Below are 25128 nucleotides of genomic sequence, written 5' to 3'. Positions count from 1 at the left end.
GATTCGCCCGCGCTTCTTGAAGGCGGCCGAGCTTCCCTCGAGCGCGTCAGAAAACTCTTCATGGATAATCTCGACCACGCGAGTGAGCTCGTGCTGCTTCTTCTCCGGCAGATGTTCGAGGCTCGATCTCATGCCCAATCGATAGGGCAAAGCCGATTCGCCGTCCACTCCGGGAATTCATTGAACCTGGGCTTATGCCGCGCCTCAAGGCCAGAATTCCCTCTGCGCCCGATCTATGGTCATCAGAAATTAGCCCAAACGCCGCTTACGGCGTCCGGTTTCACATCGCCTCCCGGTCGTTGCTCGCTCGCCCCTGCGCTGGAAAGGGGCGATCCCCAAATTGCGACGATGCAAATACTGGAGGGGCCATCAGGTTTACAGCTCGATGAGACCGATCGATTCGCAGGTCAAATAGGGGTGCTGGAACGAAGCGTCAGCCTTCATTTGACGTCGGATTTCACGAACTGACGCAGTTCCGGTGTCTGCGGATTGGCGAAGAGCGCAGCAGACGACCCCTGCTCCCAGATCTTTCCCTTGTGCATGAAGATCGTCTGGGTGGCGACTCGGCGGGCAAAGCCCATTTCGTGCGTCACGAGGATCATGGTCATGCCGTCGCGGGCAAGTTGCTCCATCACCATCAACACTTCTTCGGTGAGTTCCGGGTCGAGCGCCGAGGTCACCTCGTCGAAAAGCATGACCTTCGGCCGCATGGCGAGCGAGCGGGCGATGGCGACACGCTGCTGCTGGCCGCCGGAAAGCTGGTCCGGATAGGAGTCGAATTTCTCCGACAGGCCGACGAGCTGCAGCACTTCGCGGGCAACCTCTTTGGCCTTCGTCTTCGCCACGTCCTTGACGATCCGCGGCGCCAGCATGATGTTCTCGCCGACCGTCAGGTGCGGAAAGAGATTGTAGCTCTGGAAGACGATGCCGACGTCGGTGCGCAGCTTGCGAAGCGCCTTGGCGTCTTCCCCGAGGGCGTGGCCGGCGATTTCGATACGGCCCGAATTGATCTTCTCCAGACCGTTCATGCAGCGCAGCAGGGTGCTTTTTCCCGAGCCTGACCGACCGATTAGGGCAAAGACTTCGCCGCGTCCGACCGTCAGCGATACGCCCTTGAGGACTTCGAGAGCGCCAAAGCTCTTGTGGACGTTTTCAACGACTACTTCCGACATGAAGCCTCCTTTCCAGCAGGCGCGACAGCTGGGACAATGGGTAACAGACGACGAAGTAGAGGGCGGCGACCGCGAGAAAGACGCGGAACGGCTGGAACGTCGCGTTGTTGATGAGTTGCCCGGCCCGGGCCAGTTCGACAAAGCCGATGATCGAGGTGATCGAGGTGTTCTTCACCACCTGGACGGCAAAACCGACGGTCGGCGGCAGGGAGATGCGTATGGCCTGCGGCAGGATCACGTAGCGATATTGCTGCAGCCTCGTCATGGCAAGCGATTCCGACGCCTCCCATTGCTGCTTCGGCACGGCCTGGATGCAGCCCCGCCAGATCTCCGCAAGATAGCCGGACGCGTAGATCGTCATCGAGGCGCCGGCGGCAATGAGCGGCGGCAATTCGAAGCCGGCGAGGCTCAGGCCATAATAGGAGAGGAACAGGATCATCAGCACCGGAATGCCCTGGATGATCTGGATGTAGCTGGCTGCGGCGATCCGGACCGGCTTCAGCTGCGCGGTGCGGGCGAGCGCCACGGCAAAGCCCAGCAGGCCGCCGCCGATCAGCGCAATCACCGTCAGAACGAGCGTCCATTGCAACGAAAAAAGAAGAAAGCCGAACTGATCGAGGCCGAAGGTCTTGAGCGTCATGCCTGAACCTCCGGGAGTGCCGTCATCGTCCGGCGCGCGACGCGGCGGCCGAAAAGCCACATACCGATCAGCGCAAGGGCGGCCCGCAGTACCAGTGCCAGCGCCAGATAGATCAGCGTAACGGCGATATAGATCTCGAACGACCGGTAGGTCTGCGATTCGACGAAGGCGGCCGAGGCGGCGAGTTCCTGGGTCGAGATCGCCGAGCAGATGCTGGAGGCCAGCATCATCAGCACGAACTGGCTGCAAAGCGCCGGATAGACCTTGGCGATCGCCGGCACGAGGATGACATGGCGATAGATCTGGAAGCGGGTGAAGCCGAGCGCCTCGCCCGCCTCGATCTGCGACTTGTGGACCGCCTCGATGCCCGCCCGGATGATCTCGGTCGAATAGGCGGCGAGGTTGATCGTCATGCCGATCAGTGCCGCCGTATCGGCGCCGACGCGAAGGCCGAGACCCGGCAGACCGAAATAGACGATGAACAGCTGAACCAGGAAGGGCGTGTTGCGGATGATCTCGACATAGGCATCGACAAGAAAGCGGACCGCGCCGCCCCAGATGGAGCGGGCCGAGGCAAGCGCGATGCCGGCGGCGCAGCCAAGGATGATCGACAGCACCGAGATCTTGATCGTCAGCCAGATGCCGCTCAGGATCTGGTCCTGGTATTGGGCCAGCACGCCGAATTGAAACGTGTAGGTCATGGGAACTCCGTCGAGGTTGCGCGGGCTGCCGGCAAATCATTGCCGGCGTGCCCCTGTTCAACGCAATCAGAACGTCGGGAGCGTCGGCATCGGCCGGCCGGTCCACTTCGTTGCGATCTTGTCGAGATCGCCGGAGATCTTCATCAGGTAGATGGCAGTGTTGAGCCACTGGCGGATCTCGAAGTCCTCCATCCGCGTCGCCATCGAGTTGCCCTGCTGGAAGAAGGTGAAGGCGACCTGCAGGCCGGCATCCGGCCGTTGCTTGATGATCGCCTCGCCGACCGTCGAGGGCAGCGCGACCGCATCGACCTGACCGGCGATCAGAGCCTGCGCGCTGGTGGAATCGTCTTCGTAGACGACGATTTCCAGGCCAGGAACCGCCGCCTTGCGCAGTGCCGTCTCCTGCGACGAGCCGCGGTTGACGGCGACGCGCTTGCCTTCGAGATCGGCAAGCTTGGCAAATTTCTGGTCGGGACCGGAGATGATGTCCATGTTGAAGGCGCTGTAGGGTTGGGTGAACATCACCGTCTTGGCGCGCTCCCCGGTCGGCGCAAGGGTGGCGACGAGAAAATCGACCTTGCCGGTCTGCAGCGCCGGAATGCGGGCCGGCGGCGTCAGCGGCACGAGCTCGACCGGCAGCGACAGATAGCCGGCGATCAGATTGGCCACGTCGACGTCGTAGCCGGTCGGGTTGCCCTGCTCGTCGACCATGCCCATCGGCGGCGCGCCGGTCAGGACGCCGATGCGCACCGTGCCGCGCGAGATGATGTCGTTGAGCGTTGCGGCCTGCGCCTCGACCGCCGAAGCGAGACCGGCCGCCGCGATGCCAACGGCGGCGACCATGGTGCGCATGAATTTCGAAATCGTCATAGTTTCTCCTCCACTTGGTAGATCGTCATTCCCGGACTTCGCCCGGGCCCCCGCGGACCTAGGAAGGGGCCGCCTCCCCTGCCGGGCGTGCCGGCGCGTTCCGGCCGCGGCCGCCAAGCACCCGCATGCAAGTCGATTTCCTTCTCATTCACCGGCTATTTCTCTTGAAAGACGCCGAAGGTTATCGTTAACTTAGGGAATGTTATCGATAACAAAGCGACACGTCAATCGGGCAAGCGGCATTTTGATGAAAAGGAGACGCGGGTGAGTTCGCGCGGAAAAGTGATCACGCTCCAAGAGGTGGCCGTCAGGGCGGGTGTGAGCCGCATGACCGTCTCAAAAGTGCTGCGCGGCGCCGGCAACATCTCGGCGGAAACCCGCCAGAGGGTGAAGCAAGCCGCCGACGAGCTCGGCTATCTGCCGAACAATCTCGCCGGGTCGCTGAGTTCACGCAAGAGCCGGATGGTGGCGGTGATCATCCCGTCGATCAGCGACATCGTGTTTTCAGAGGTGTTGAGCGGCATCAATTCGACGCTTCGACCGCGCGGATTTCAGACCTTCATCGGGGAATCACACTTCGAGCCGGAGACCGAAACCGAACTCATCCGCGCCATGCTTTCGTTCCGACCGGCCGGCATCCTGCTGAACGGTGGCATGGCGCGAAGCGCGGATGCGGAAAAGCTGCTGGCGCGACGAAGCTGCCCGGCGATCCAGCTTTGGGATTGCGACAGACGCGCGCTGGATTTCAGCGCCGGTCCCTCGCACGAGGAATCGGGACGCCTGGTTGCAAATCACTTCCTCGAACGTAGGTTGCGGCGCATCGCCTATGTGGGAGCCGAGCTCGACAGGGATCTCTGTGCCCGCCGCCGCCATCTGGCGCTGAAGTCGTCGCTTGCCGGCGATGGCATCGATCTTCTCAGCGTGACTTGCGAAAACAGGCCACGGCAGGCCGCTACCGGACGCTTTCTAACGGAGCAGTTGGTGCGAACGCATCCCGAGATCGAGGCCATCCATTTTCTCAACGACGCGATGGCGCTCGGCGGCCTCTCCTACCTGCACGAAGCCGGGCTCCCGGTGCCCGAGCGGTTCTCCGTGGTCGGCTTCAACGGCACGTCGCTCGCCAATGCGGTCAGAACGCGGCTCACCACGATCGACGTGCCGCGAACGGAGATCGGCGAGAAAGCCGCACAGGCGCTGTTACGGATGACCGAGGAGGAGGATGTGCCTGAATTTTGGCAAGCGCCGCTCGCGTTGGTGCAGGGCAATACGACCGTGGCCGCGTAGACGAGCAAAAAAAGGGGCACCATTCGCGGTGCCCCAGTTCTGGGAGATCACATCTTGCCCCAAAGCTTCTTGTACTGATCCCGATAGCCGTTGTCGGGATCGAAGGTGTTCTTCGGGCCGCCGTCGAACTCGACATTGTCCGCGGTCACGACGTGCAGCGGCGACAGGTAGCCCGACCATTTTTCGCCGGAGAAGGCGCGGTTCAGCTCGTCGACGAGCTGCCAGCCCTGCAGGTTCAGCGGCTCGGCGACCGTCACCTTCTGGAACTGGCCGGCACGGATGCGCTGATAGGCCGATTCCGAGCCGTCGCCGGCCGCGACGTTGATCGGCGCGTCGGTGCCGCCCTTGCCGGCGGCCGCGAGCGAGGGTCCCATGAAGTCGAAATAGAGGTCGTTGATCGCCAGCGAATGGGTCCACTGGTCGCCGTATTTCTGCAAGAGCGACGTGGTCAGCTGCGGCATGCGCTGCGACGTCTCGGCAATGGGCGTGTCGACATATTCGAGGACCTTGCCGCCGAGCGCTTCGATCTCCGCCTTCATCTTGTCGGCCTTGGCGATGGCGATCGCATAGGTCGAGTCGGTGAAGATCACTACGCCCGGCTTGCCCTTGGCATCGACGAAGGCCCAGTTGGCGGCGGCCTTCGACACTTCCATCGCATCGGTGCTGACATTGGCGAAGAGCCCGGTCTTGTCGTCCGGGCCGATCACCGGGCCGGCATGCCAGGCGACGAGCGGGATGCCGGCCGCCTTGGCCTGTTCCAGCGCCGGCGCCTGCTCGACGGCGTCGAAGCCGTTGATGATGATGCCGGCCGGCTTCAGCGCCATTGCCTGGCCGAAGGCCGCCGTGCGGCCGCCGATCGAGCCGGCGCCGTCGATCACCTTCACCTCCCAGCCGATTGCGCCTGCAGCCTCTTCGACGCCGGTGGTGACGCCGAGGATGCCGCCGTTCTTCAGGTCACCGGCGAGCACGACGATGGTCTTGCCCTCCTGGGCTTTCGGGCCTGCCGTCGGCCCGTCCCAGGCGCTCACCTTCTCCGCATATTTGGTGACGATCGCCTGAGCATCGGCCATCGGATCGGCAAGCGCGGCATTGGCGCCCATCAGCGCGATGGCCGCGACCGTGCCTGTCATGAAAGTCCTGCGCTTCATATACCCTTCCTCCCTTGGGTTCGTTATTCGATGCAGATCTTTTAAATTATTTCGTCCCAGCCTCCGCGATCGGAGCCGGTGGCGGCTTGCGCGCCACCGTCCCCCTCCTGCGCTGCGCGTAGCCGGCGATACCGATCGCGACGAGCAGCGTGACGCCGTTGAACAGCGGTTCGACGAAGAACGAGCCGCCGATTTGCTGGATACCGGAGATGCCGACCGCCAGGATGATGACGCCGATCATCGTGCCCCAGACGTTGACGCGACCGGGCTTGATGGTGGTCGAGCCGAGGAAGGCCCCGACCAGGGCGGGCAGCAGATATTCGAGACCGACGCTCGCCTGGCCGATCCTGAGCTTCGAGGCAAGCAGCACGCCGGCAAGGGCGGCGAGCGTGCCCGAGGAGACGAAGGCGCCGATGACGAAGCGGCGAACGGGAATGCCGTTGAGGGCCGCCGCCTTGGGATTGGCGCCGATTGCGTAGACGTAGCGGCCGATCGGCAGGTATTCGAGAACCAGCCACAGCACCAGCGCCAGGACAAGGACGTAGAAGCCGGTGATCGGCAGGCCAAGCACCATCGTGCCGTTCAAGGCATAGAAGCCTTCCGGCAGGACGCCGACCACTTGCCGGCCACCGGTGTGCCAGAGCGCCAGCGCATAGAGGATGGTGCCGGTGCCGAGCGTGGCGATGAAGGAGTCGATCCGCGCCACTTCGACCAGCAGGCCGTTCAGGAAGCCGGTGAGCGCACCCAGGAGCAGGACGATCAGCACGGCGAGCGGCCAGGGCACGCCGAACATCGTCTGCAGGCTGATCGCCAGGATGTGCCAGAGCACGATTCCGTAGCCGACCGTCAGGTCGATGCGCCCCGAGGCCATCGGGATCATCGCCGCCAGCGACAGGATGGCGATGATCGCCTTGTCGGAGATGATCGAGCGGACATTGAGGACCGTCGGGAAGGTCTGCGGCAGGAGCAACGAGAACAGCACGATCAGCAACAGCGTCAGGACGACGAGGCCATAGACCGGCAGGAAACGGATGAGCTTCTGCGCCAGGCTCAGGCCGGCAAGCTCGCCGCGGGTCGGTTCAAGCGCGGTGGATTCGATCGACTGCATATTCTTCTCCCGGAAACTCAGGCGGCTTCGGAGGCCGAGGCGGCGGCAATCACCGCCGAGGTCGTCAGTTCTTCACCCTTGAGCTCCCGGACGATGCGTCCGCGCGAAAAGACCAGGGCGCGATGGCAGATATGGGCGATTTCCTCGAAATCGGTCGAGACGACGACGACGGCGAGCCCCGCCTCGAGCGCCCGGGCGATCAGCCGATAAATGTCCGCCTTGGCGCCGACGTCGACGCCGGCGGTCGGATCTTCGGCGACGAGCAGCTTGCGGCCGGTCGTGAGCCAACGGCCGACCACCACCTTCTGCTGGTTGCCGCCGGACAGCGCCTCGATCGGCAGGCTCTGGTCGTTCGGCCTCAACCCCACGCCTTCACCGATCGCCTCGGCCAGGGCGGCCTCCTTTGAGGGGGCGAGGGCCGAAAACAGGCCGCGCCCCGAGGCTTGCGGATTGAGGAAGGTGTTCTCGCGCAGCGACAGTGACATGGCGACCGATTCTTCCGTTCGGTCGCGGGCGATCAGGCCGACGCCGGAGCGCATCGCCGCCACCGGGCTTGAGAGGTCGGGGGGCTCGCCACCGATCGTCACTGTTCCCGAAAACGGCTGACAGCCGAACAGGGCGCGACCGACCAGTTCCTGACCGGCGCCGCGCAGGCCGACCAGCCCGATGAGTTCGCCCTTGAGCACATCGAAGGAGACAGGCCCGACGCCCTGGCAGGCGAGTTGCCTGACGCTGACGACCGCTTGGCCGGGCCGGCTCGCCGCCTTGACGAAAAGCTGATCTGCCATGCGCCCGACGATCATCTCGATGAGCTCGTCCGGGGTCGTCTCAGCGACCGGCTTCTGGCCGACGAGGCGGCCATCGCGCAGCACCGCGACGCGGTCGGCGATCCGGAAGATCTCGTCGAGCCGATGCGAGACGTAGATCATCGCGACGCCGCGCTCTTTAAGCGGCCGGATGGCGTTGAAAAGCCGCTCCACCTCATCTGCCGGAAGGCTTGCCGTCGGCTCGTCGAGCACCAGCACATCCGCCTCGACGGCAAGGGCTCGAGCGATCGCCACCAGCGATTTTTCGGTGCGGGTCAGCGCCTGGACGCGGGTCGAGGGATCGAAATCGCAGCCGACGAGGCGCAGCGCCTCGCGCGCCCGCTCCTCGGTGCGCCGCCAGTCGATCAGCCGCTTCCGCATCGAAAAGCCTTGCGCCAGGCCGACATTCTCGGCGACCGTCATCCATTCGATGAGGCCTAGATCCTGGTGGATGAAGGCGACCGGCTGGCGCTTGTTGGGCTTCGGCGGCTGGTTGACATAGGGCTCGCCGCGGAACCGGATCTCGCCACCGTCCGGTCGGTAGATCCCGGCAAGCGTCTTGATCAGCGTCGATTTGCCGGCGCCGTTCTCGCCGAGAAGTGCCAGAATTTCACCGGCCTCGAGGTCGAGCGAGACTTGCGACAGGGCCCGCGTGCCGCCGAACTCCTTGGTAATGGAGCGGAACTCCAAGAGCTTTTGACCATCCATGCGCTCCTCCCAAAGCCGGCGGTTGAGGAGAAACTTATGTTATCGATAACATGATGGTCAAGAGGGTATCGACGGAACCCCGGATTTACAGGCTCGCGCCGATACTACCCCACACTTTCCGACCTCACCCTTAAATTGTTTTGCACATGGGAAACGCCGGAAACGGTGTCCGCGCAATCCTCCGCGCGCCGCTTGTCTCGCCGATTCGCAACAAAGCCGGCCGGCGTAACCTCCCCTCCTGCTAACGAGACCTCGATGTCGGAAGCGTCCAGCCACGGGTCTTCGGTCAGCCGATCGTTGACGTCCTCGGCGATCCGCGCGTCCGATCGTTGGTAACCGCGCGGTCCTTTGCCGCGGAAGCGGCCCGCCTCGCCGCGGTTCTTCCGACCGCCCGCCAATCTTCCTGGCCGGACCGGCTTCGGAAGGGCGGCACATTCTCGTAAGGGTCGAAGGAACCGAGATCCGCGATGCGGCGCGCCAGATAGCGGCTCCCGCCGCCATGAAAATCGCCTCTGCCGCGAGACGAATGTCGCAGCGCGTCTGCAACCCATGCGTCTTCGCGTTCCTCGTCGTCGCGGCGACCCCACCGCTCCTCGTCGCGGCCCCTGTCACGGAACGGTCCACTCTGTCTTCCGTAGTCACGGTAGCGCCGCGGCTCCGCGCGCGTCGAGTGCCGCCTGTGATTGCCCTGCCAATCGTCTTTCATCCACCCTCCTCCATCTTGTGTTCGAAAAGCGGCCCGCCGGGCGATCCGGCGAGCCTCGGTTCAGGCGCAAATCGCTACGCCAGGATGATCACGATCTTCAGCGACGAAGGCTCGACGATGACGATCCGGCCGTCCGCCAAGACGAAGAATAGATATCCCTCGTATCTCGGCACGATCCTGATGATGCGGGCCGGAACCGGCCTCAGCTTGACCTTGACGGTTTCGGGGACGGCAACGCCAACAGAAACGTCGAAGTCAACGTCGATTGGCTCGACCTTTTCTTCCTTGATGATCTGAGTGATCTCGGTCTTCTGTTCCACCGTCACGTCGACATCCGTGGACGAGCCGGAGGCCTGACCCTCCTGGGTCTGTTGCGATTCGCCTTCGCCCGACTGCTGCTCGGTCTCGCCCTGGGCAGGTTTCTGTTCCGTCCCGGACTGGGAAGCATCACCATCGGTCTGTTGCTGTTGGCCGGAGCTATCCTGGCCTTGCTGTTGTTCCTGCGTGTCAGATTGCTGCTGCTGTTCGGTGCCGCCCTGCTCGGCCTTCGGCTGTTGCTCGCCCGACTGGCCCTGCTGGCCCTGGCCGGTTGCCTCACCACCCTGTTGGGTTGCTCCTTCGTGTGCCTCAGGTTGCTGGCCCTGTTCGGCGCCGCCTTGCGGACATTCCGTGCCCGCCGGGCATTCTGTGGACTGACCTTGCGCTGGTTGCTCCGTCTGCGCGAGCGCCGGCCCATAGGCGACGCCCAGGCTCAAGGCAAGGGCACTCTTGATAAGAATACCTTTCATCGACTGTTCTCCAACCTAACAGTCCCTTCCGGTCGCCAACCACGATGCAAAACGTTTGTTCCCTAGAGGTTCCGCACCTGCCGTAATCCGTAGTGAGTAGGGCAGAGCATTCGTTCCCGAACCGTTGCTCCGCTGTTCGTACTTATTTTAGCCATTCATTGTGGAGGCGGCGAACCGCATCGAAGAGTCAGTTTCGACCGGTTGGAACGTACTCAGACCGAGTTGGGACGCCAGGCTGAGGCGATCGCTTCGGCATTGAAACGACGGCATGCGGGACTGTTCGTGTGCGCACTTTGCTCGGAGGCTGGCCGCTGGCAAAGCCCGCGCCGACTCGTGCGCGGGCCTTGCGCGAAGATGATTGGTCCTACACCGAGCGGGTCAGCCCGCCGTCCACCCGGATGTTCTGGCCGGTGATGTAGCCGGCGCCCTCCGAGGCGAGGAAGGCGACAGTGGCGGCGATCTCCTCGCTTGTTCCGTAACGCTTCATCGGCACGCTGTCGCGGCGGGTTTCGGTGGCCGGCAGGCTGTCGATCCAGCCCGGCAGGACGTTGTTCATGCGGATATTGTCCTTCGCGTAGCCGTCCGCATAGATCTTGGTGTAGGCGGCGAGCCCGGCGCGGAACACCGCGGAGGTCGGGAACATCTCCGAGGGTTCGAAGGCCCAGGCGGTCGAAATGTTGATGATCGCGCCCGAGCCCTGGCTCTGCATGATCGGCGTAACCAGCCGTACGGCGCGGATGACGTTCATCAGATAGGTGTCGAGACCCCTATGCCAATCGTCGTCGCTGACCTCAATGATCGGCGCGCGCGGTCCATGACCGGCGCTGTTGACGAGCACGTCGATCCGCCCCCAGGTGGAAACGGCGAGGTCGACGAGCTTCTTCAGGTCCTCGTTCGACTGGTTCGAGCCGGTAACGCCGACGCCGCCGAGTTCCTTGGCCAGCGCCTCACCCTTGCCGGAAGAGGAGAGCACCGCAAGCCTGTAGCCGTCCGCAGCGAGCCGGCGCGCCGCCGCAGCGCCCATGCCGCTGCCGCCGGCGGTGACGATCGCTACTCTTTCCTTTGCCATGTCCTCAACCTTTCTCGGGATTCCGTTCTGATTTCCGGTCGAGTTTGACATGCCGCGCTGTCCGGGTCTAAGCAGAAATACACTCTCGTGCCTGTAGGAAAACTACTGGATGGCTGGCGGACAAGGTCCCTACACATTTCCCCCACTGAACGCACTCAGGATGTTCGAGAGCTCGGCGCGGCACCTGAACTTCCGCATCGCATCAGAGGAGCTGGGCGTCACGCAAGGGGCCGTCGCCCAGCAGGTGCGGGCGCTGGAGGAACATCTGAACACCAGGCTCTTCGACCGCCGCTCGCGGGGTCTCGAACTGACCGAGGCGGGTCGGCGCTATCTGAAGCCGCTCCAGAGTGCCCTGTCGCTGATCTCGGACGCCACTGCGGAGCTGAAACCGGCAAAGACAGTCGTGACGATCAGCGTGACGCCGTCCTTTGCCGCGAAATGGCTGATCTCCCGCCTCGGCAAATTCTCCGATTCGAACGCCGAGACGGAGGTGCAGGTGCTTGCCACCAACGGGCTTGCGAATTTCCAAGGCGACGGGGTCGATCTCGCCGTCCGCCAGACGAAACCGCCCTTCGGGTCCGGGCTCACCGGCGATCTGCTGTTCCCGATGCGTTTCATCGCGGTCTGCAGCCCCGCCATCGCCGCCGCCGGTCCGATCCGGACCGCCGAGGATCTGCCGCGCCACGTGCTGCTGCACGACGCGCACGGCATGTGGCCGGTGTTCCTGGAGCGCGCCGGCATTGCGGCGGACGTCAGGTCCCTGAAGTCGCTCCGCTTTTCGCACAGCTCCCTGGCAATCGACGCGGCGATTGCCGGCCAGGGCATCGCGCTCGCCACCGAGGCGCTCGTCGCGGCCGACCTCGCCGCCGGGCGCCTTTGCCGTCCCCTCGACTTTGCCGTGACCGACGAGCTCGGCTTCTACATCGTCCATCCGCGCAGCCCGCGCAAGGCCGAGCATGTCAGATCGATGCGGGACTGGCTCCTCGCGCAAAGTCATGGCAGCCGCTACTGCATGTCTCCCTAAATCGACATCGATTTAAGGACAAAGACATGCAGCAAGCCAAAGTGCTACAGCGACCTTTGTGCGCCTGATAAGAGGCGCGGCGCTGTAGCCGTCAGGAAGTCGGACTGGGTCATTTCCGGGGTGGCACTCGCGACATTTGCGCAATTTGGATATTCCAGCGCGATCGGGCTATCAACGGGGGCGCATTATTTACCGAAGCCTAATGTTTTCAATGAAACATAGGCCCTGGTTTGATCTTGCGCGCATTGCTGACGCATTGGCGACAGATCGCTTCGGCGCCTGCCGCAGGGCCGAGATCGGACCGAAGAATGGTGGGGCCGCAGGTGAACCCTCGCGTCGGCCTGTCGGTGCGGTGTGGTCCTGGGCATTTAGATGAATACGCATTCGGTCGAGAGCCGCTTCATATTGATCGTTTCCAGCGCTCTCCTGCTGCTGATCGCGCCGCTCTTCGTGCTTTTCTTCTATCTCTCGAACGAGCGTGCCTATCGCGACGTCATCGATCACGGCCAGGTCCTGCTCAAGGCGAATTCGCTGGCGCTTGGCAAGCCGCTTTGGGATTTCGACGAGGAGAGCGTCCGGCAGATCGCCAGCACGATCCTCGCGGACCGTTCGGTGGTTTCCGTCCGTGTCTACGAGGTCGCCGGCGGGCTCGATGTCAGGCTGCCGGAGCGCTCTCGCGACAAGGACCCGCCCGGACAGGTCCTCTCCACCCCCGTCCATTATCGCTCGGTCGATGGGACCAAAACGGTCGGCAGCCTGGAGATCGCACTGCGTCAGCGCGATCTCCTCTCCGATTTCGAGTTCGACGACGCCGTCTATATCGGCATCTTTCTGTTTGCGATCGTGATCATCACGGCGGCGGCAATTCTCGGCAACCGGATGATGGTGACGCGGCCGCTGCTCCGCCTGACGCACGCCATCGAGGCGACGCGCCGGCTCGGGTCGCGCCATATGGTGGACTGGGTATCCTCTGACGAAATGGGAATGCTGGCCGCCAACTTCAACGAGATGCAGGGGCGTCTCGCCCAGGAGGAAAACGATCTCAAGCGCGCCCACCAGAAGACGACGCGCATCTACAACCTCACACCGGCGAAGCTCTACTCCATCGACGACGACGATCGTCTGACGGCGGTCAGCGACTATTGGCTGCTCGCCACCGGCTACGACCGCCAAACCGTTCTCGGCCGCCCCTTGGCCGACTTTCTCGACCCGGCGACGCGCGCCGCCTACGAAAACCGCAAGCGGCAGGCCACCGATGACGTGGAAGCCGCCACCGTCACCGTCAAGTTCAGATGCGCCGACGGGCGCCTGATCGACGTTCTGATCAAGGAGGTGCAGGCGCTGGAAGCCGGGGAAACCCTGTCGCTGGCCGTTATGACCGACGTCACAGAATTGAAGACCGCGGAAGAGCGCAACCATGTGCAGGCGATCACCGATCACCTGACAGGGCTCCTCAACCGCCCCGGCTTCGAAATGGCGCTCGACGCGGCGATCCGGCAGACGGCCGCGGACGGCGGAGAACTCGCCTGCCTGCTCATCGACCTCGACCGCTTCAAGCCGATCAACGACAATCTCGGCCACGCCGCCGGCGACGAAGTGCTGCGCCAGATCGCCGGCCGCATCCGCGCGCAGCTGCGCGGCGAGGACAAGGTCGGGCGTCTCGGCGGCGACGAATTCGTCGTGCTCATTCCCGCAGCCAAGGCGCGGAACGCCGCGCTGCAGATTTCCGAGCGCATCGCCGCCGCCTGCGCAGAGCCGGTCATCGTCGACGGCAACGCGTTGTCGCTGAGCGCCAGCATCGGCATCGCGCTCTATCCCGCCCAGGCAAGAACCGCCGCCGAACTGCTGCAGAAGTCGGACATGGCAATGTATGCGCGCAAGCACAACGGCAAGAACGGCGCGAAGCTCTTCGACCCGCTGATCGCAAGCCTGGCTCAGGAAAAGCTGAAGATCGAAACCTATATCGAAGAAGGGCTGCGGCAGGACTGGTTCGACGTCCATCTCCAGCCGATCGTCGATCTCAAAGGCGGCCAGGTCGCCGGCTTCGAGGCGCTGATGCGCCTCAATCATCCCGAGCACGGCGTCCTGCCGCCGGCCGATATCATTCGGGTCGCCGAAGAAACCGGTGCGATCCTCAGGATCGGCGAGCGCATTTTCGAAAAGGCGGTGGCCCATCTTGCCCGCCTCTCATCCGTGCCGGGCCTCGAAAACGCCTATCTGGCCGTCAACTTCTCGCCGCTGCAATTTTGTCCGAAACTGCCGGCCAGCACCTTTGCCACCTTGATGAAATGGGGGATAACCCCAACCCGCATCGTCATCGAAATCACCGAGGCGGTGCTGATGCACCACAGCCCCGACATTCGCGACGTGCTGAGCGCGCTGAACGGCGCCGGGATGAAAATTGCCCTCGACGATTTCGGCACGGGCTATTCGTCGCTCAGCTACCTCGTCCATTTCCCGGTCAACATCATCAAGATCGACCAGGCCTTCACCCGGTCGCTGACCGACGAGAGCGAAACGGTCCGCCGACGGGGCCGCAAACTCATCGCCGGCATCCACATGGTGGCGAAGGAAATGAATTGCCAGGTCGTCGCCGAGGGGATCGAGACCGACGCGCAGTTGCGCGCGCTCCTCTCCCTCAAGATCGGCTGCGGGCAAGGTTATTTCCTCGGGCGACCCCAGCCCGTCGGCGACATTTTATCCGGACTAGAACGCGAGCATCGGCCGTTGCTGGCGGTGCCAAGGACCTGACGATGAAACACCTCTTCTTCCTGATCACACTTCTCTTTCCGCTGGCCGCCCAATCGGCGGACGTGAAATTGGTGACCGAATCCTATCCGCCCTTCAACTTTCGCGAGGGCGAGGTCTACAAGGGCGCTTCCGTCGAACAGGTCAGGCTTCTCATGCAGGATGCGGGTCTCCAATACACGATGGAGATGATGCCCTGGGCCCGGGCGCTGTTCCTGGCCGAGAACCACGAGATGCACTGCGTCTTCACCACCGTCCACAACAAGGAGCGCCATGCCCGCTTCAAATGGGTGGAGCCTCTCTTGAAGAGCCGCACGGTGCTGATCCGCAAGGTCGGCTCGCCCGCCAATCCGAAGACCCTCGACGAGGCGAAAGTCTTCAAGGTCGGCACGCAGCGGGACGACTTCACCCAGACCATCCTCGAGGAAAACGGCTTTCCGCGGATCGATCTCGCCACCGACCTGGAACTGACGCTCAAGAAGCTTTTTACCGGTCGCATCGACCTGATGCCGATCTCGGAGAAATATTTCGACAAGCTGAAACGCGAGGGAGCACCCATCGAGTCGACGGTGGTGCTTGCCGAAGACATCTACTCGATCGCCTGCAACCCCTCCGTTCCGGACGAACTGATCGGCCGCATGCAGAAGGGCCTCGACAAGGTCATCGCCGATGGAACGCAGGCGCGTCTCTTCGAGAAATACGGCCTCGCGACCGACGGGCAGCAGTGAGCGGCTATCGCAGTCCACAACCCTGAGCCTGGGCCGCCGGCGACGAGGCCCTATATGATCCCCCTACAGCGCCGCGCGTCTTATCAGACGCGCCAAGGACGCTGTAGCACTTTGAAACACTGCATGTTTCCCTAAATCGTCGCCGACTTTAAGGAAACATGCAGTAGAGTCGATGCTTTCGCGGGGCCGGCAGGCACAGATGTCGCGCATTCTGATCATCATCGGCCTCATCATCGTCGCAGTCGGGGTTTTCTGGCCCTGGCTGGCGCGCATCGGCTTCGGCAGGCTGCCGGGCGATATCATGATCGTGCGCGAGAGTTTCACCATCTACATCCCGATCACCAGCGGCGTCGTCCTCAGCGTCCTGCTGACCGTGGTCCTGTGGCTCGTCAATCGGTAGTGCGGTGGCACGATCCGCCGTGGCAAAAAGGGAACGAATCCCACTTGGCCCGGTTATCTGATGGAAGTTAAGATCCTGAATCCCAAGGGAGCTTTCGATGAGCGACCCGGGCCATACGAGTCCTGTTACACCCCCTTCCGAGCCTCTAGTAGCGATTTCGTCCGGCAATCTCTCCTGGGCAGCGGTGTTGGCCGGCGTTGCCTTGGCACTGGCGCTCCAATTTCTACTCAATCTGCTCGGCGTCGGCATCGGCGCGGCAGCGTTCGATCCCGGCAGCGGTGACACACCGGGGCCTGGCACCTTCTCGATTGCGAGCGGCATCTGGTTCGCAGTTTCGGGCATCGTCTCGTCCTTTGCCGGCGGATACTTGGCCAGCCGGCTTTCGGGCGGCAGGGGCACGACGACGGGCGCCTGTCATGGGCTGACGTCCTGGGCCGTTACCACGCTGATCGTCGTTTATCTGCTGACCACCTCGGCCGGGGCGCTGCTGGGCGGGGCGTTGAGCGGCCTCTCCTCCGTCGTAGGCAGCGCAGGGGACACTGCCCCGACTGCAGCGACGACGGCAGCCCCGCCGCTAGCGACGGCAGACGACCCGCTAGCGAATATCGAACACCAGATCCGCGCGACCATCGGCGGCAATGACCCTGCGGCGAGGCGGGATGCAGCCGTCGCGTCGATCCGCGCCCTGGTCACCGGCAACGTGGCGGAGGCTGAAGACGCGCGTACCCGTGCTGCCGATGCCTTGGCGCAGGCCCAGAACATCCCCCGGGATCAGGCGCGCGCCCGCGTCGAGGACTACGAGCAGACCTACCGCACGGCCGTGGTTGATGCACGGCGGAAGGCCGCCGATGCAACGCATACTGCCGCGACCGTCGTCTCCAGCGGCGCGTTTCTCGGTTTCTTCTCGCTGCTGCTGGGTGCCGCTGCCGCCTGGGTTGGCGGCTGGTACGGGACGCGCCGCCTCGATGGGTTGTCGGACATCTCGTAATCCAAGGCGAATCGGCGCAACGTCAGACGATCGCCCGATCCCAGCCACCATAATGCTCCTCGCTGCGCGTCCCGCGTGGCAGGCTGAGGGCAATGAGGGCCAGTCCGAGCCCGGCATCCGCGAAGTTTGCAACCGCGCCGCCGCCGGAGAGCACGAACGGCGACGCCGCGACCCATGCGCCGAGCGCCCCATTGAGGAAGCGCACCGGACGCGCCACCTCCGCCATCGCGGTGACGGCGATCATGATGACGAGGCAGCCGACGACATGGTCGCTGTAATAGAGCGGCGGCGAGCTGCCGAAGATCAACGGCGTCGCCATCAGAGCCGCCCCGAGAAACACGCTCGTCACCAGCGTCCACGGAAAATTCACGCCGCTCGTGAGGAATTCCTTGATGAACTCGGATGCCGGCCGGTCGAGATCCGGCTCCGGCGACTGGTTTTCCGAAAGGGCAGGCCCGCCCATCCAGAACGTCCGCCAGAACGGTTCGCCAGCCTTTGTCGCCCGCCAGAGATACTGGACGGCCGCCAGCACCTCGTCGATCGAATAGGGGATCAGCACGACCGTAACGGCCGCCTGGACGATGCAGAGCGTGCAGAGCGCGCCGATCAGCGGGGGCTGGATGATGATGAAGGAAACGCTGACCACGCCGAGCGGGATGATCAAGAGTCCGAAGAGCAGCACCATCCACGGCATAGTGCGCCAGCGGCGCCGATCGCCGATCGCGCCCGCTAGGATGTCGAGCCCATAGGCAAAGGCGCCGAATCCGGCATCGGCGATCGGGAAGCCCTTCGAGACCCAGGATGTCACCACCGCTTCGCTGCCATTGCGGACAGAAGCCCCGCCCGGGCCGAAGAAGGGGTCCCAGAGGCTGTCGATATGCCCCATCTGATAGGCGGCGAGGTAGCGCGAGACGAACAGGCCGACAAAGGCGAGCGCCACGATCGGAATGCGTTGCGTGAAGGCGGAAGGCGAATAGCTCCAGCCAAGAGGCCGGTCGTCGTCCGCCGCCAACGCCCGCCTGCTGATGCCGGGCGTTGGCGGGATCATGACGGCGAAGACCGGAATCAGCAGGCCGGCAAGCGTGTCTATGGAGTAGGCTGCAGCACTGGTCGTCCAGAAGACCAGCGGCGCAAGCATGACCCATACGCCGAGCGCTGCCGTGATCCATTGCGCCCAGGTCCAGCGGCGATACATGCCTAGAAGCGCAAACACCACGACGAGCAAGCCCGAGACGATCTCGCTGATGCCGAGACGCGCATTGCGGATGTCGGCCGCCGCGATCTCGTGCCCGAGGGCGGGCGGTGGCGCGGCGACGACAGGATCGAAAAGGCCGAGCGTCATCGGCGAGGCGACGAGCCACAGACCCAGCGCGACATTCACCATCGGCGCCCAGAGCGTGCGCAGCCGCTGGCGCTCCACGGCGGCCTCGACCTGGCTGCTGCTGCGCTCCAGCGGCGCATCGAGCCGCCTTTTTGCCTGCTCGATCTCCGGTTCCGAAGCTGCCACGACCGATGGTTCGAGCTTGTTCTTCTCGTACCAGTCGGTCGGATCCTGCTTGAGGCGCCGGATCATCTCCGGCAAGGTGCGGGAGAGGCTGTGTTTCGGCTCCCAGCCGATCAGGTTCCGGGCGCGGGATATATCGATCTCGACATGGTCGTCGGAATTCTCGATCATCCACGGTTTGATGTCGCTCTCCTGATCGAGCACCTCCGTCTGCATCCACGACCCGGTCTTGGCGAGCCCCTTGGGCAGGACGAAGGTGCGCCAGTCCTCGCCGTGGAGAAGCCTGCCGATGCGCTTCTGCATTTCCCCGTAGGAAAGCGTTTCCTCCTCCCCGATCAGCATCACGCTCTCTGCCGGCAATTCGGCGCGGCGGTCGACGGAGCGCACGAAGGCGTCGACCAGATCGTCCTTGTGTAGATAGGGTTGGCCGGCCGCGAGATCGCCGGTGAACAGATAGGCGGTCGGCAGCCGCTCGAAGATGCGGGCGATCTGCTGGGCGATGAAGGCCGCACGGCAATCCTCGTCATAGACGCCGGCGAGCCGCAGGATCACCGTGTTGATCTGGCCGTGCTCCTTGGCGATCACCGCTTCGGTTTCCGCCTTCGACCGTGGATAGGCCCAGGCCGGTTCGAGCGGCGAGTCCTCGTTGATCCGCACGCCCTTTTGCGGGCTCGGCGCATGCACCAGCAAAGTGCTGGAAAAGATGAACTGCTCGGTCTCCAGGCCTTTGAGTGCAGTGAGAAGCCGGCGCGTGCCCTGGACATTGACTGCGTCATATTTCGGGTCGTCCTTGCCGGTCGTGTCGTAGTAAGCGGCGAGATGGATCACCGAGGCGACGCGGCCGCCGCTTCGCTTGCCCACTTCCGCCACCGCCCACCCGACGCTGTCGTCGGAGGTCAAGTCGATCTCGATCGTCTCAAGGCGGTCCGACGAGCCTTTCGGTGCAGCCACGTCCAAGCCGATGACGTGGTAGCGGTCCTTGAGGCCGCCGGCGATCGCCTGTCCGAGAAACCCGCTCGAGCCGGTGATGAGGACGGTCGGTCGATCTGTATCGTTCGGCATTCTTGAAACCTTCGCGGGAGTTTTGCTGCAAACGTCCCTTTGAAGGGGAAGGTTCCGAAGGGCCGCACTGCGCACTGCGGGAACAACAGCGGCTATCGGGTCTTTGTTGCCGGTGAATTCCGCCCTGCCTTCCCGAGCCAACGCCTCCCGCAGCAGTTCGCTCGACCACGCAGTACTATCAATGAAATTGCCCAGATCGGCTGGCAAGACGTGTTCTGCCGCAGCTTTACGGCGGAACGAAAAGGATCGTTCACTACCTTGCCAAAGTACTCGTCTGGCTCGGCCATGACGTAACGCTGTTTGCACGGAGGTGACTGGCTGACCCGCGCCGTGCCGATATCCTGCTGCAAGGTCGTACCCGTCACCGACTTCCTTCCCCCATCACAGCTCGAGGAAATCCGACGCGGTGCGCAGGCGTTCGACACCCGCATTTCCACTTCGCGGCTCGTGACCCACAGTACGAGCCGAGGGGCATCCCGACAGTCCTGGACGGACCCAAGACCATCGGGGCGGCCCCGGCGGGCGTTCCGATCAGTAGGACTTCTGCAGGTGCGACGACGAGCCCACCTGTTGGCCGCTCTTCTCCGCCTGCCGCAGCGCCCGGTACTCGGCCATCGCCGCGAGCCCGGCGTCGCGCAGCAGCGCCACGTCGTGCGGGCCGGCGATGACGCGATAGCCGCTGTCGATCAGTTCGGCGACGGAGGCGCCGGCATTCGGCACGGTGCCCATGATCTTGCCTGAAGCGAGGATCGCCTTCTCGGCGCGTTGAACCAGTTCGCGCACCTCCGGATGGCCGGTCTGCTCGAGGCGGCCGATCGAACCGGCGAGATCGTTGACGCCGATGAAGATGATGTCGGCGCCCTCGGTTGCCGCGATCGCCTCGGCATTGTCGACGGCCGTAAAGGACTCGATCTGCACGGCGATCAGCATGTTCTCATTGGCCTTGTGAATATAGCCGGGCTCAAGCCCGAAGGTCGAAGCGCGCACGACCCCCGCCGCATAGCCGCGGATGCCGTCCGGCGGGTAGCGGCAGGCCCTGACTGCGGCGAGCGCCGCTTCCGCCGTATCGACCGAGGGGATCATCACCGATTGCACGCCGGCGTCCAGCACCCGCTTCAGAAAGACATGGTCGTTCCAAGGGACCCGCACCAGCGCCGGCGAGGGCGTCGTCTCGATGGCGCGCAACGTGTCGATGATCTCGCTGGTCTCGCCGACACCATGCTCATGGTCGACGAGCAGGAAGTCGAAGCCGGCATGGCCGAGAATTTCCGCATTGGTCGGCGAGCCGCCGCCGACCCAGCATCCGAACGCGACGTGACCGGCGGCAAGGTGAGCCTTCAGGCGGTTTTGTGTGTACATGGACAGTCAGCCTCGAATTTGACGGGGAAAGGGGCCGGGAGCGCCTTCACGCTCCCGGCCGGTGTGGATGGCCTCAATTTGCGGCGCGGACCTTTTCGATCGTCTCGTTGAGCGCCTTGACGAGCTCCGGGTTGGCGGAAGCCGCGAATTTATCGGCAACCGGCTTGGTCTTCTCGCGGAAGCGGGCGATTTCCTCGGGCGGCAGCTTGGTGACCGTCATGCCGGAGGCGGCAAGCGCGTCGACCGCCTTCTGGTCGGCATCGCGCGACAGCTGGCGCTGGAAGGTGGCCGCCTCGGTTGCGGCGGCCTGCAGCAGGTCCTTCTCCTCCTGGTCGAGCTTCTCCCAGAGTGGCTTCGAGAACAGCAGCACCATCGGATTATAGGTGTGGCGCGTCAGCGTGATGTATTTCTGCACCTCGTTGAGCTTGGCGGTCAGGATGCTCGGGGCCGGGTTTTCCTGGCCGTCGACCGTGCCGGTTTCGAGCGCCGTATAGACCTCCGGGAACGGCATCGGCACCGCATTGGCGCCGAGCGCCTGGAACATTTCCAGGTAGATCGGCGACTGGACGACGCGGATCTTCAGGCCCTCGATGTCGTCGACCTTCTCGACGGGGCGGCGGCTGTTGGTGAGGTTGCGGAAGCCGAGCTCCCAATAGGCGAGCACGACGAGATTCTTGTCGTCGAGTTGCTTGGCGAAGGTCTTGCCGACCTCGCCGTCCATCACCGCGTCGGCTTCCTTGGTCGATTCGAACAGGAACGGCAGGTCGAGCACGGCGAAGTCGGGCGCAAGGCTCGCCATCAGGCCGGCATTCATGACGGACATCTGCAGGAGGCCGCCCTGCAGCGCTGTCACCGACTGAAGGTCGCCGCCGAGCATGCCGGCCGGGAACACCTTGACGTCGATCTTGCCGCCGCTCTTTTCCTTGACGATCTCGGCGAACTTGCGCTGGCCGATGACGAGCGGCGAGCCTTCGGCGCCGGCGCTGGCGAAGCGGATCGTCTGCTCGTTGATCTCGGCGCTTGCCGAGAGCGGCGCGACGGTTGCCAGCATCAGACCGGTTATCACTGCCATCAAAGTCTTACGCATGTCGTTTCCTCCTTGATACGATGCGATTTTTTCTAAAATCAGCGCCCCAGCCAGGCGGCTGGCCAGGTGACGAGTTCGGGAATGGCGATCATCAGCCCCAGCACGATGAGCTGGGCGACCATGAAGGGCGTGACGCCGCGGATCACCGTTTCCATGTTGAGACGGGAGACGCCGGCGACGACGTTCAGCACGGTGCCGACCGGCGGCGTGATGAGACCGATGGAATTGTTGATGATGAACAGCACGCCGAAATAGATCGGGTCGATGCCGGCTGCCTGCACCACCGGCACCAGCACCGGCGCGAGGATCAGGATGGTCGGCGCCATGTCCATCGCCGTACCGACGATGACGACGAGGATCATGATCGCCAGCATCAGGAGCTTCGGGCTGTCCATGAAGGGCGACAGGAGTTCGATCACCTGCCCCGGCAGGTCGGCGATGGTGATCAGCCAGGCGGAGACGAGCGCGGCCGCGACCAGGAAGATGACGACGCTCGTTACCTTGGCGGAAGAGACGAAGACAGCGTAGAGCTGGGAAAGGCTCAATTCGCGGTAGACGCAGGTGGCGACGAGGATCGAATAGACCGCGGCAACGACGGCGGCCTCGGTCGGCGTGAACAGGCCGAATTTCAGCCCGAAGATAATGATCACCGGCAGTCCCAGCGCCCAGAGGCTTTCGCGCAGCGCCTTCAGCCGCTCCGCCCTGGTTGCGCGCGGCCTGAGTTCGATCTCTTCCTTGCGCACCATCAGCCACCAGGCGACGGCAAGCCCCATGCCGATCATTAGGCCCGGCGCAATGCCGGCCATGAAGAGCTTCGAGATCGACAGGTTGGCGGTGACGCCGAAGAGGATGAAGGCGATCGACGGCGGGATGATCGGGCCGATGACCGAGGCCGAGGCGACGAGGCCGGCGGAGCGCGCCTTGTCATGACCGGCCTTGACCATCATCGGCACCAGCAGTGCGCCGAGGGCTGCCGCGTCGGCGACCGCAGAGCCGGAAAGCGCCGAGAGAACGCAAGCCGCGATGATTGCCACGTAGCCGAGCCCGCCGCGCACATGTCCGACGAGCGTCAGCGCCAGCGACACGATCCGCTTCGACAGCCCGCCGGCATTCATCACCTCGCCCGCCAGCATGAAGAAGGGAACGGCGAGCAGCGTGAAGCTGTCGGTACCGCCGACGAGGTTCTGCGCCAGGATCTGCGGATCGAACATGGCGAGCTGCACCATCAGCGCCACGCCGCAGATCAGCAGCGCATAGGCGATGGGCATGCCGATCGCCATGGCGGCGAGAAGGGCTGTGATGAAGACCAGAATTGTCATCGCGGACCAACCTTTGCCACTGTGCTCAAGGGAGAACTCACCCCACGGTCGCGGCTGCAATTTTCGGAAGCGCCGGTGCGGCGTATTGAGACGGCTCGGGCAACAAACTCAGCGCGGCGGCGCGCTGCCGGGTGGCATCTGCTGGATATCGAAATCCTCTTCCGACTCCCTGACGCCGATCAGCTCTTCGTCGCTGATCCGCCCACTCAGCGACCGCAGCAGCGAGATACAGAACCACGCGGCCGCGAAACCCGTGAAGATCAGCACCGGCGCGAAGAACCAGGCCTGGGAAATGCCCATGACCGGCGTCGTCATGCCGAGATTGATGCCGAACTGCTGCCAGGTGCCGGAGAAGATCAGCCAGGTCGTGTAGAGCATCAGCAGGTTGGAGAGGACGAAGCAGAAGAGCCGGCCCTTGCGCGACAGGCGCCGGATGAGCGTATCGACGCCGAGATGCGCCTGCTCGAACAACGTCACCGCGGCGCCGAGAAAGACCACCCACACGAACAGCAGGCGCGACAGCTCCTCCGACACGGAAATGCCGGTGTTGAAGGCATAGCGCAGCACGACATTGCCGAAGACCAGAACCAGCATGGCCGCAAGGCAAGCGGCAAGCAGGAACTGCATGGGGCTCAGCAGGAATTTGCGGATCGCGATCAAGATAGCTCCTCCTCCGATAAAGACTATCCCGGTCCTGCGCCTCGGCACATGACCGCCTCCGGAAAGCCAATCAGAATGTAAGCGCTTACATAGCACTTTCATGCGGTGTGTCAAACGGAAAGTAAAAGGGTTGGAAAAGCGCATGTAACCGTATACATATCTAATCGATTGAGGAGAGATCGATTCCAAATGGGACGTGGAGGAAGAGAGCGGAACGGACAGGCGGGGGCCCGCGCCCTCGACGTGGCGGCGCTCGCCGGCGTTTCGACCGCCACGGTGTCGCGCGCCTTCAATGCGCCGGAAAAAGTTGCCCCGGAAATTCGCGAAAAGGTGCTGAAGGCCGCGGCCGAACTGGGCTGGATGCCGCACCCGGCCGGCGCGGCGCTCGCCAGCCGCCGCACCTGGCTTGCCGGCGCCCTCATTCCGACGCTCGACAACGACGTCTTCGCTTCGCAGGTCGGCGCCTTGCAGACGCGTTTGTCCGCGGAAGGCGTCACGGTGCTGATTGGCTGTTCGAACTACGATGCCGATCAGGCCGCCAACCAGGTCCGCACGATGCTGGCGCGCGGCGTCGAAGCGCTGGCGGTCGTCGGCGAGTCACACCGTCCCGGCCTGTTCGAGACGATCGCGGCGCGTGGTGTCCCCTATGTCGTCACCTATTCGCACCGGCCCGGCTCCCCTCACCCGAGCGTCGGCTTCGACAATGCCGCCGCCTTTCGCCGGATCGCCCGCCACCTGCTTGATCTCGGCCATCGCGATTTCGGGCTGATCCACCAGCCGTCGATCGACAACGATCGCGTCGTGGCGCGGATCGAAGGCCTGCGCGCAACTCTTGCTGAAGAAGGCGTGGCGTTGAGGCCGCAGCATGTGCGCGAGGGGCCGGCGAGCATCGCCTTCGGCCGGCAAAGCCTGCGCTCGATCATGGAAGCCCCAGGGCCGCGCCCGACGGCGGTCGTCTGTGGCAACGACGCGCTGGCGATCGGCGCGCTCATCGAGGCGCGGGCGCTCGGCATTCGCGTGCCGGAAGACCTCTCCATCACCGGTTTCGATGATGTGGCGATGGCGGAACAGACCGACCCGCCGCTGACCACCATGCGCGTCGACAATGCCGAAATCGGACAACGGGCCGCCGACTATCTGCTGGCCTGCCTTGCCGGACGGCAGCCCCCACCGCCGCCGCCGCTCGAAAGCCGCCTGATCCTCAGGGCATCGACCGGTGCGGCCGCCCGTTCCGCCGCCTGACCCTTTC

General features: G+C 63.9%; 23 protein-coding genes and 1 pseudogene. 7 read left to right on the top strand and 17 right to left on the bottom strand.

Annotation, left to right across the window (positions count from 1 at the left end; genetic code table 11):
* The 5 genes and pseudogenes from N181_RS34830 to N181_RS18010 all read right to left on the bottom strand — a co-directional run.
* A pseudogene (locus tag N181_RS34830) lies at positions 1 to 132 on the bottom strand (nucleotidyltransferase); the annotation flags it as partial.
* A gap of 308 nt (positions 133 to 440) precedes the next feature.
* Positions 441 to 1172: an amino acid ABC transporter ATP-binding protein gene (locus N181_RS18025; RefSeq protein WP_037433003.1), complete on the bottom strand. Its 732-nt coding sequence runs from the start codon at positions 1170 to 1172 to the stop codon at positions 441 to 443.
* Entirely contained in the window at positions 1153 to 1812 is a 660-nt protein-coding gene (locus N181_RS18020) for an amino acid ABC transporter permease (RefSeq protein ID WP_037433001.1), read from the bottom strand. The genes N181_RS18025 and N181_RS18020 overlap by 20 nt, the downstream gene beginning before the upstream one ends.
* Positions 1809 to 2513: an amino acid ABC transporter permease gene (locus tag N181_RS18015; RefSeq protein ID WP_037432998.1), complete on the bottom strand. Its 705-nt coding sequence runs from the start codon at positions 2511 to 2513 to the stop codon at positions 1809 to 1811. Before N181_RS18015 ends, N181_RS18020 begins: the two co-directional genes overlap by 4 nt.
* Positions 2514 to 2579: 66 nt before the next feature.
* On the bottom strand, positions 2580 to 3383 hold the full coding sequence (locus tag N181_RS18010; protein ID WP_037432996.1) for a transporter substrate-binding domain-containing protein: 804 nt from the start codon (positions 3381 to 3383) through the stop codon (positions 2580 to 2582).
* 264 nt (positions 3384 to 3647) lie between these two features.
* On the opposite strand from N181_RS18010, the gene N181_RS18005 reads away from it, so the two are divergent.
* Positions 3648 to 4667 (top strand): LacI family DNA-binding transcriptional regulator, encoded by a 1020-nt coding sequence (locus tag N181_RS18005; RefSeq protein WP_037432994.1) that lies wholly within the window; start codon positions 3648 to 3650, stop codon positions 4665 to 4667.
* A 47-nt stretch (positions 4668 to 4714) separates the two neighbouring features.
* Here the strand turns inward: N181_RS18005 and N181_RS18000 are convergent, their stop codons facing one another.
* The 7 genes from N181_RS18000 to N181_RS17975 form a co-directional block, all read right to left on the bottom strand.
* Positions 4715 to 5815 carry an ABC transporter substrate-binding protein gene (locus N181_RS18000; protein ID WP_037432992.1) on the bottom strand — a complete coding sequence of 367 codons (1101 nt, stop codon included), beginning with the start codon at positions 5813 to 5815 and terminating at the stop codon, positions 4715 to 4717.
* Between the two features lie 46 nt (positions 5816 to 5861).
* On the bottom strand, positions 5862 to 6923 hold the full coding sequence (locus tag N181_RS17995) for an ABC transporter permease (protein WP_037432990.1): 1062 nt from the start codon (positions 6921 to 6923) through the stop codon (positions 5862 to 5864).
* A gap of 17 nt (positions 6924 to 6940) precedes the next feature.
* A complete protein-coding gene (locus N181_RS17990) occupies positions 6941 to 8437 on the bottom strand; it encodes a sugar ABC transporter ATP-binding protein (RefSeq protein WP_037432988.1) in 1497 nt (498 codons plus the stop codon).
* A gap of 104 nt (positions 8438 to 8541) precedes the next feature.
* Positions 8542 to 8835, bottom strand: a complete 294-nt coding sequence (locus N181_RS35215) for a BON domain-containing protein (protein ID WP_086021522.1) — start codon at positions 8833 to 8835, stop codon at positions 8542 to 8544.
* Positions 8724 to 9143, bottom strand: coding sequence for a hypothetical protein (locus N181_RS17985; RefSeq protein ID WP_245376639.1), 420 nt, complete (start codon positions 9141 to 9143; stop codon positions 8724 to 8726). The genes N181_RS35215 and N181_RS17985 overlap by 112 nt, the downstream gene beginning before the upstream one ends.
* Positions 9144 to 9217: 74 nt before the next feature.
* A complete protein-coding gene (locus N181_RS17980) occupies positions 9218 to 9931 on the bottom strand; it encodes a DUF1236 domain-containing protein (protein ID WP_037432986.1) in 714 nt (237 codons plus the stop codon).
* A gap of 364 nt (positions 9932 to 10295) precedes the next feature.
* Positions 10296 to 11000, bottom strand: coding sequence for an SDR family oxidoreductase (locus N181_RS17975; protein WP_037432984.1), 705 nt, complete (start codon positions 10998 to 11000; stop codon positions 10296 to 10298).
* Positions 11001 to 11109: 109 nt separating this feature from the next.
* Between N181_RS17975 and N181_RS17970 the strand changes: the two genes are divergently transcribed.
* From N181_RS17970 to N181_RS17950, 5 genes are all read left to right on the top strand, one after another.
* Positions 11110 to 12024, top strand: coding sequence for a LysR substrate-binding domain-containing protein (locus tag N181_RS17970; RefSeq protein WP_037432982.1), 915 nt, complete (start codon positions 11110 to 11112; stop codon positions 12022 to 12024).
* A 372-nt stretch (positions 12025 to 12396) separates the two neighbouring features.
* Entirely contained in the window at positions 12397 to 14775 is a 2379-nt protein-coding gene (locus tag N181_RS17965; RefSeq protein ID WP_060563639.1) for a putative bifunctional diguanylate cyclase/phosphodiesterase, read from the top strand.
* A 2-nt stretch (positions 14776 to 14777) separates the two neighbouring features.
* Positions 14778 to 15500 (top strand): substrate-binding periplasmic protein, encoded by a 723-nt coding sequence (locus N181_RS17960; RefSeq protein WP_037432968.1) that lies wholly within the window; start codon positions 14778 to 14780, stop codon positions 15498 to 15500.
* Positions 15501 to 15699: 199 nt separating this feature from the next.
* Positions 15700 to 15900, top strand: a complete 201-nt coding sequence (locus N181_RS17955; RefSeq protein WP_037432972.1) for a DUF2905 domain-containing protein — start codon at positions 15700 to 15702, stop codon at positions 15898 to 15900.
* A 97-nt stretch (positions 15901 to 15997) separates the two neighbouring features.
* Positions 15998 to 16888, top strand: a complete 891-nt coding sequence (locus N181_RS17950; RefSeq protein ID WP_037436001.1) for a hypothetical protein — start codon at positions 15998 to 16000, stop codon at positions 16886 to 16888.
* Between the two features lie 22 nt (positions 16889 to 16910).
* On the opposite strand, the gene N181_RS17945 is transcribed toward N181_RS17950, so the two are convergent.
* The 5 genes from N181_RS17945 to N181_RS17925 form a co-directional block, all read right to left on the bottom strand.
* The gene (locus tag N181_RS17945) at positions 16911 to 19454 is read right to left on the bottom strand and encodes an NAD-dependent epimerase/dehydratase family protein (protein ID WP_037432959.1); all 2544 of its coding nucleotides are present in this window, start codon (positions 19452 to 19454) and stop codon (positions 16911 to 16913) included.
* A gap of 531 nt (positions 19455 to 19985) precedes the next feature.
* On the bottom strand, positions 19986 to 20813 hold the full coding sequence (locus N181_RS17940) for an HpcH/HpaI aldolase family protein (RefSeq protein ID WP_037432955.1): 828 nt from the start codon (positions 20811 to 20813) through the stop codon (positions 19986 to 19988).
* 73 nt (positions 20814 to 20886) lie between these two features.
* On the bottom strand, positions 20887 to 21900 hold the full coding sequence (locus N181_RS17935; protein WP_037432954.1) for a TRAP transporter substrate-binding protein: 1014 nt from the start codon (positions 21898 to 21900) through the stop codon (positions 20887 to 20889).
* Between the two features lie 38 nt (positions 21901 to 21938).
* Positions 21939 to 23219, bottom strand: coding sequence for a TRAP transporter large permease subunit (locus N181_RS17930; RefSeq protein ID WP_037432952.1), 1281 nt, complete (start codon positions 23217 to 23219; stop codon positions 21939 to 21941).
* A 108-nt stretch (positions 23220 to 23327) separates the two neighbouring features.
* The gene (locus tag N181_RS17925; RefSeq protein WP_162129720.1) at positions 23328 to 23879 is read right to left on the bottom strand and encodes a TRAP transporter small permease; all 552 of its coding nucleotides are present in this window, start codon (positions 23877 to 23879) and stop codon (positions 23328 to 23330) included.
* Positions 23880 to 24068: 189 nt separating this feature from the next.
* Between N181_RS17925 and N181_RS17920 the strand changes: the two genes are divergently transcribed.
* Positions 24069 to 25121 carry a LacI family DNA-binding transcriptional regulator gene (locus N181_RS17920; RefSeq protein ID WP_037432950.1) on the top strand — a complete coding sequence of 351 codons (1053 nt, stop codon included), beginning with the start codon at positions 24069 to 24071 and terminating at the stop codon, positions 25119 to 25121.
* The last annotated feature ends 7 nt before the right edge of the window (positions 25122 to 25128 follow it).

The organism is Sinorhizobium fredii USDA 205, from assembly GCF_001461695.1.
Classification (GTDB): domain Bacteria; phylum Pseudomonadota; class Alphaproteobacteria; order Rhizobiales; family Rhizobiaceae; genus Sinorhizobium; species Sinorhizobium fredii.
Note: the sequence above shows the minus strand (reverse complement) of the source record. Positions and strands in the feature narration are given on the sequence as shown.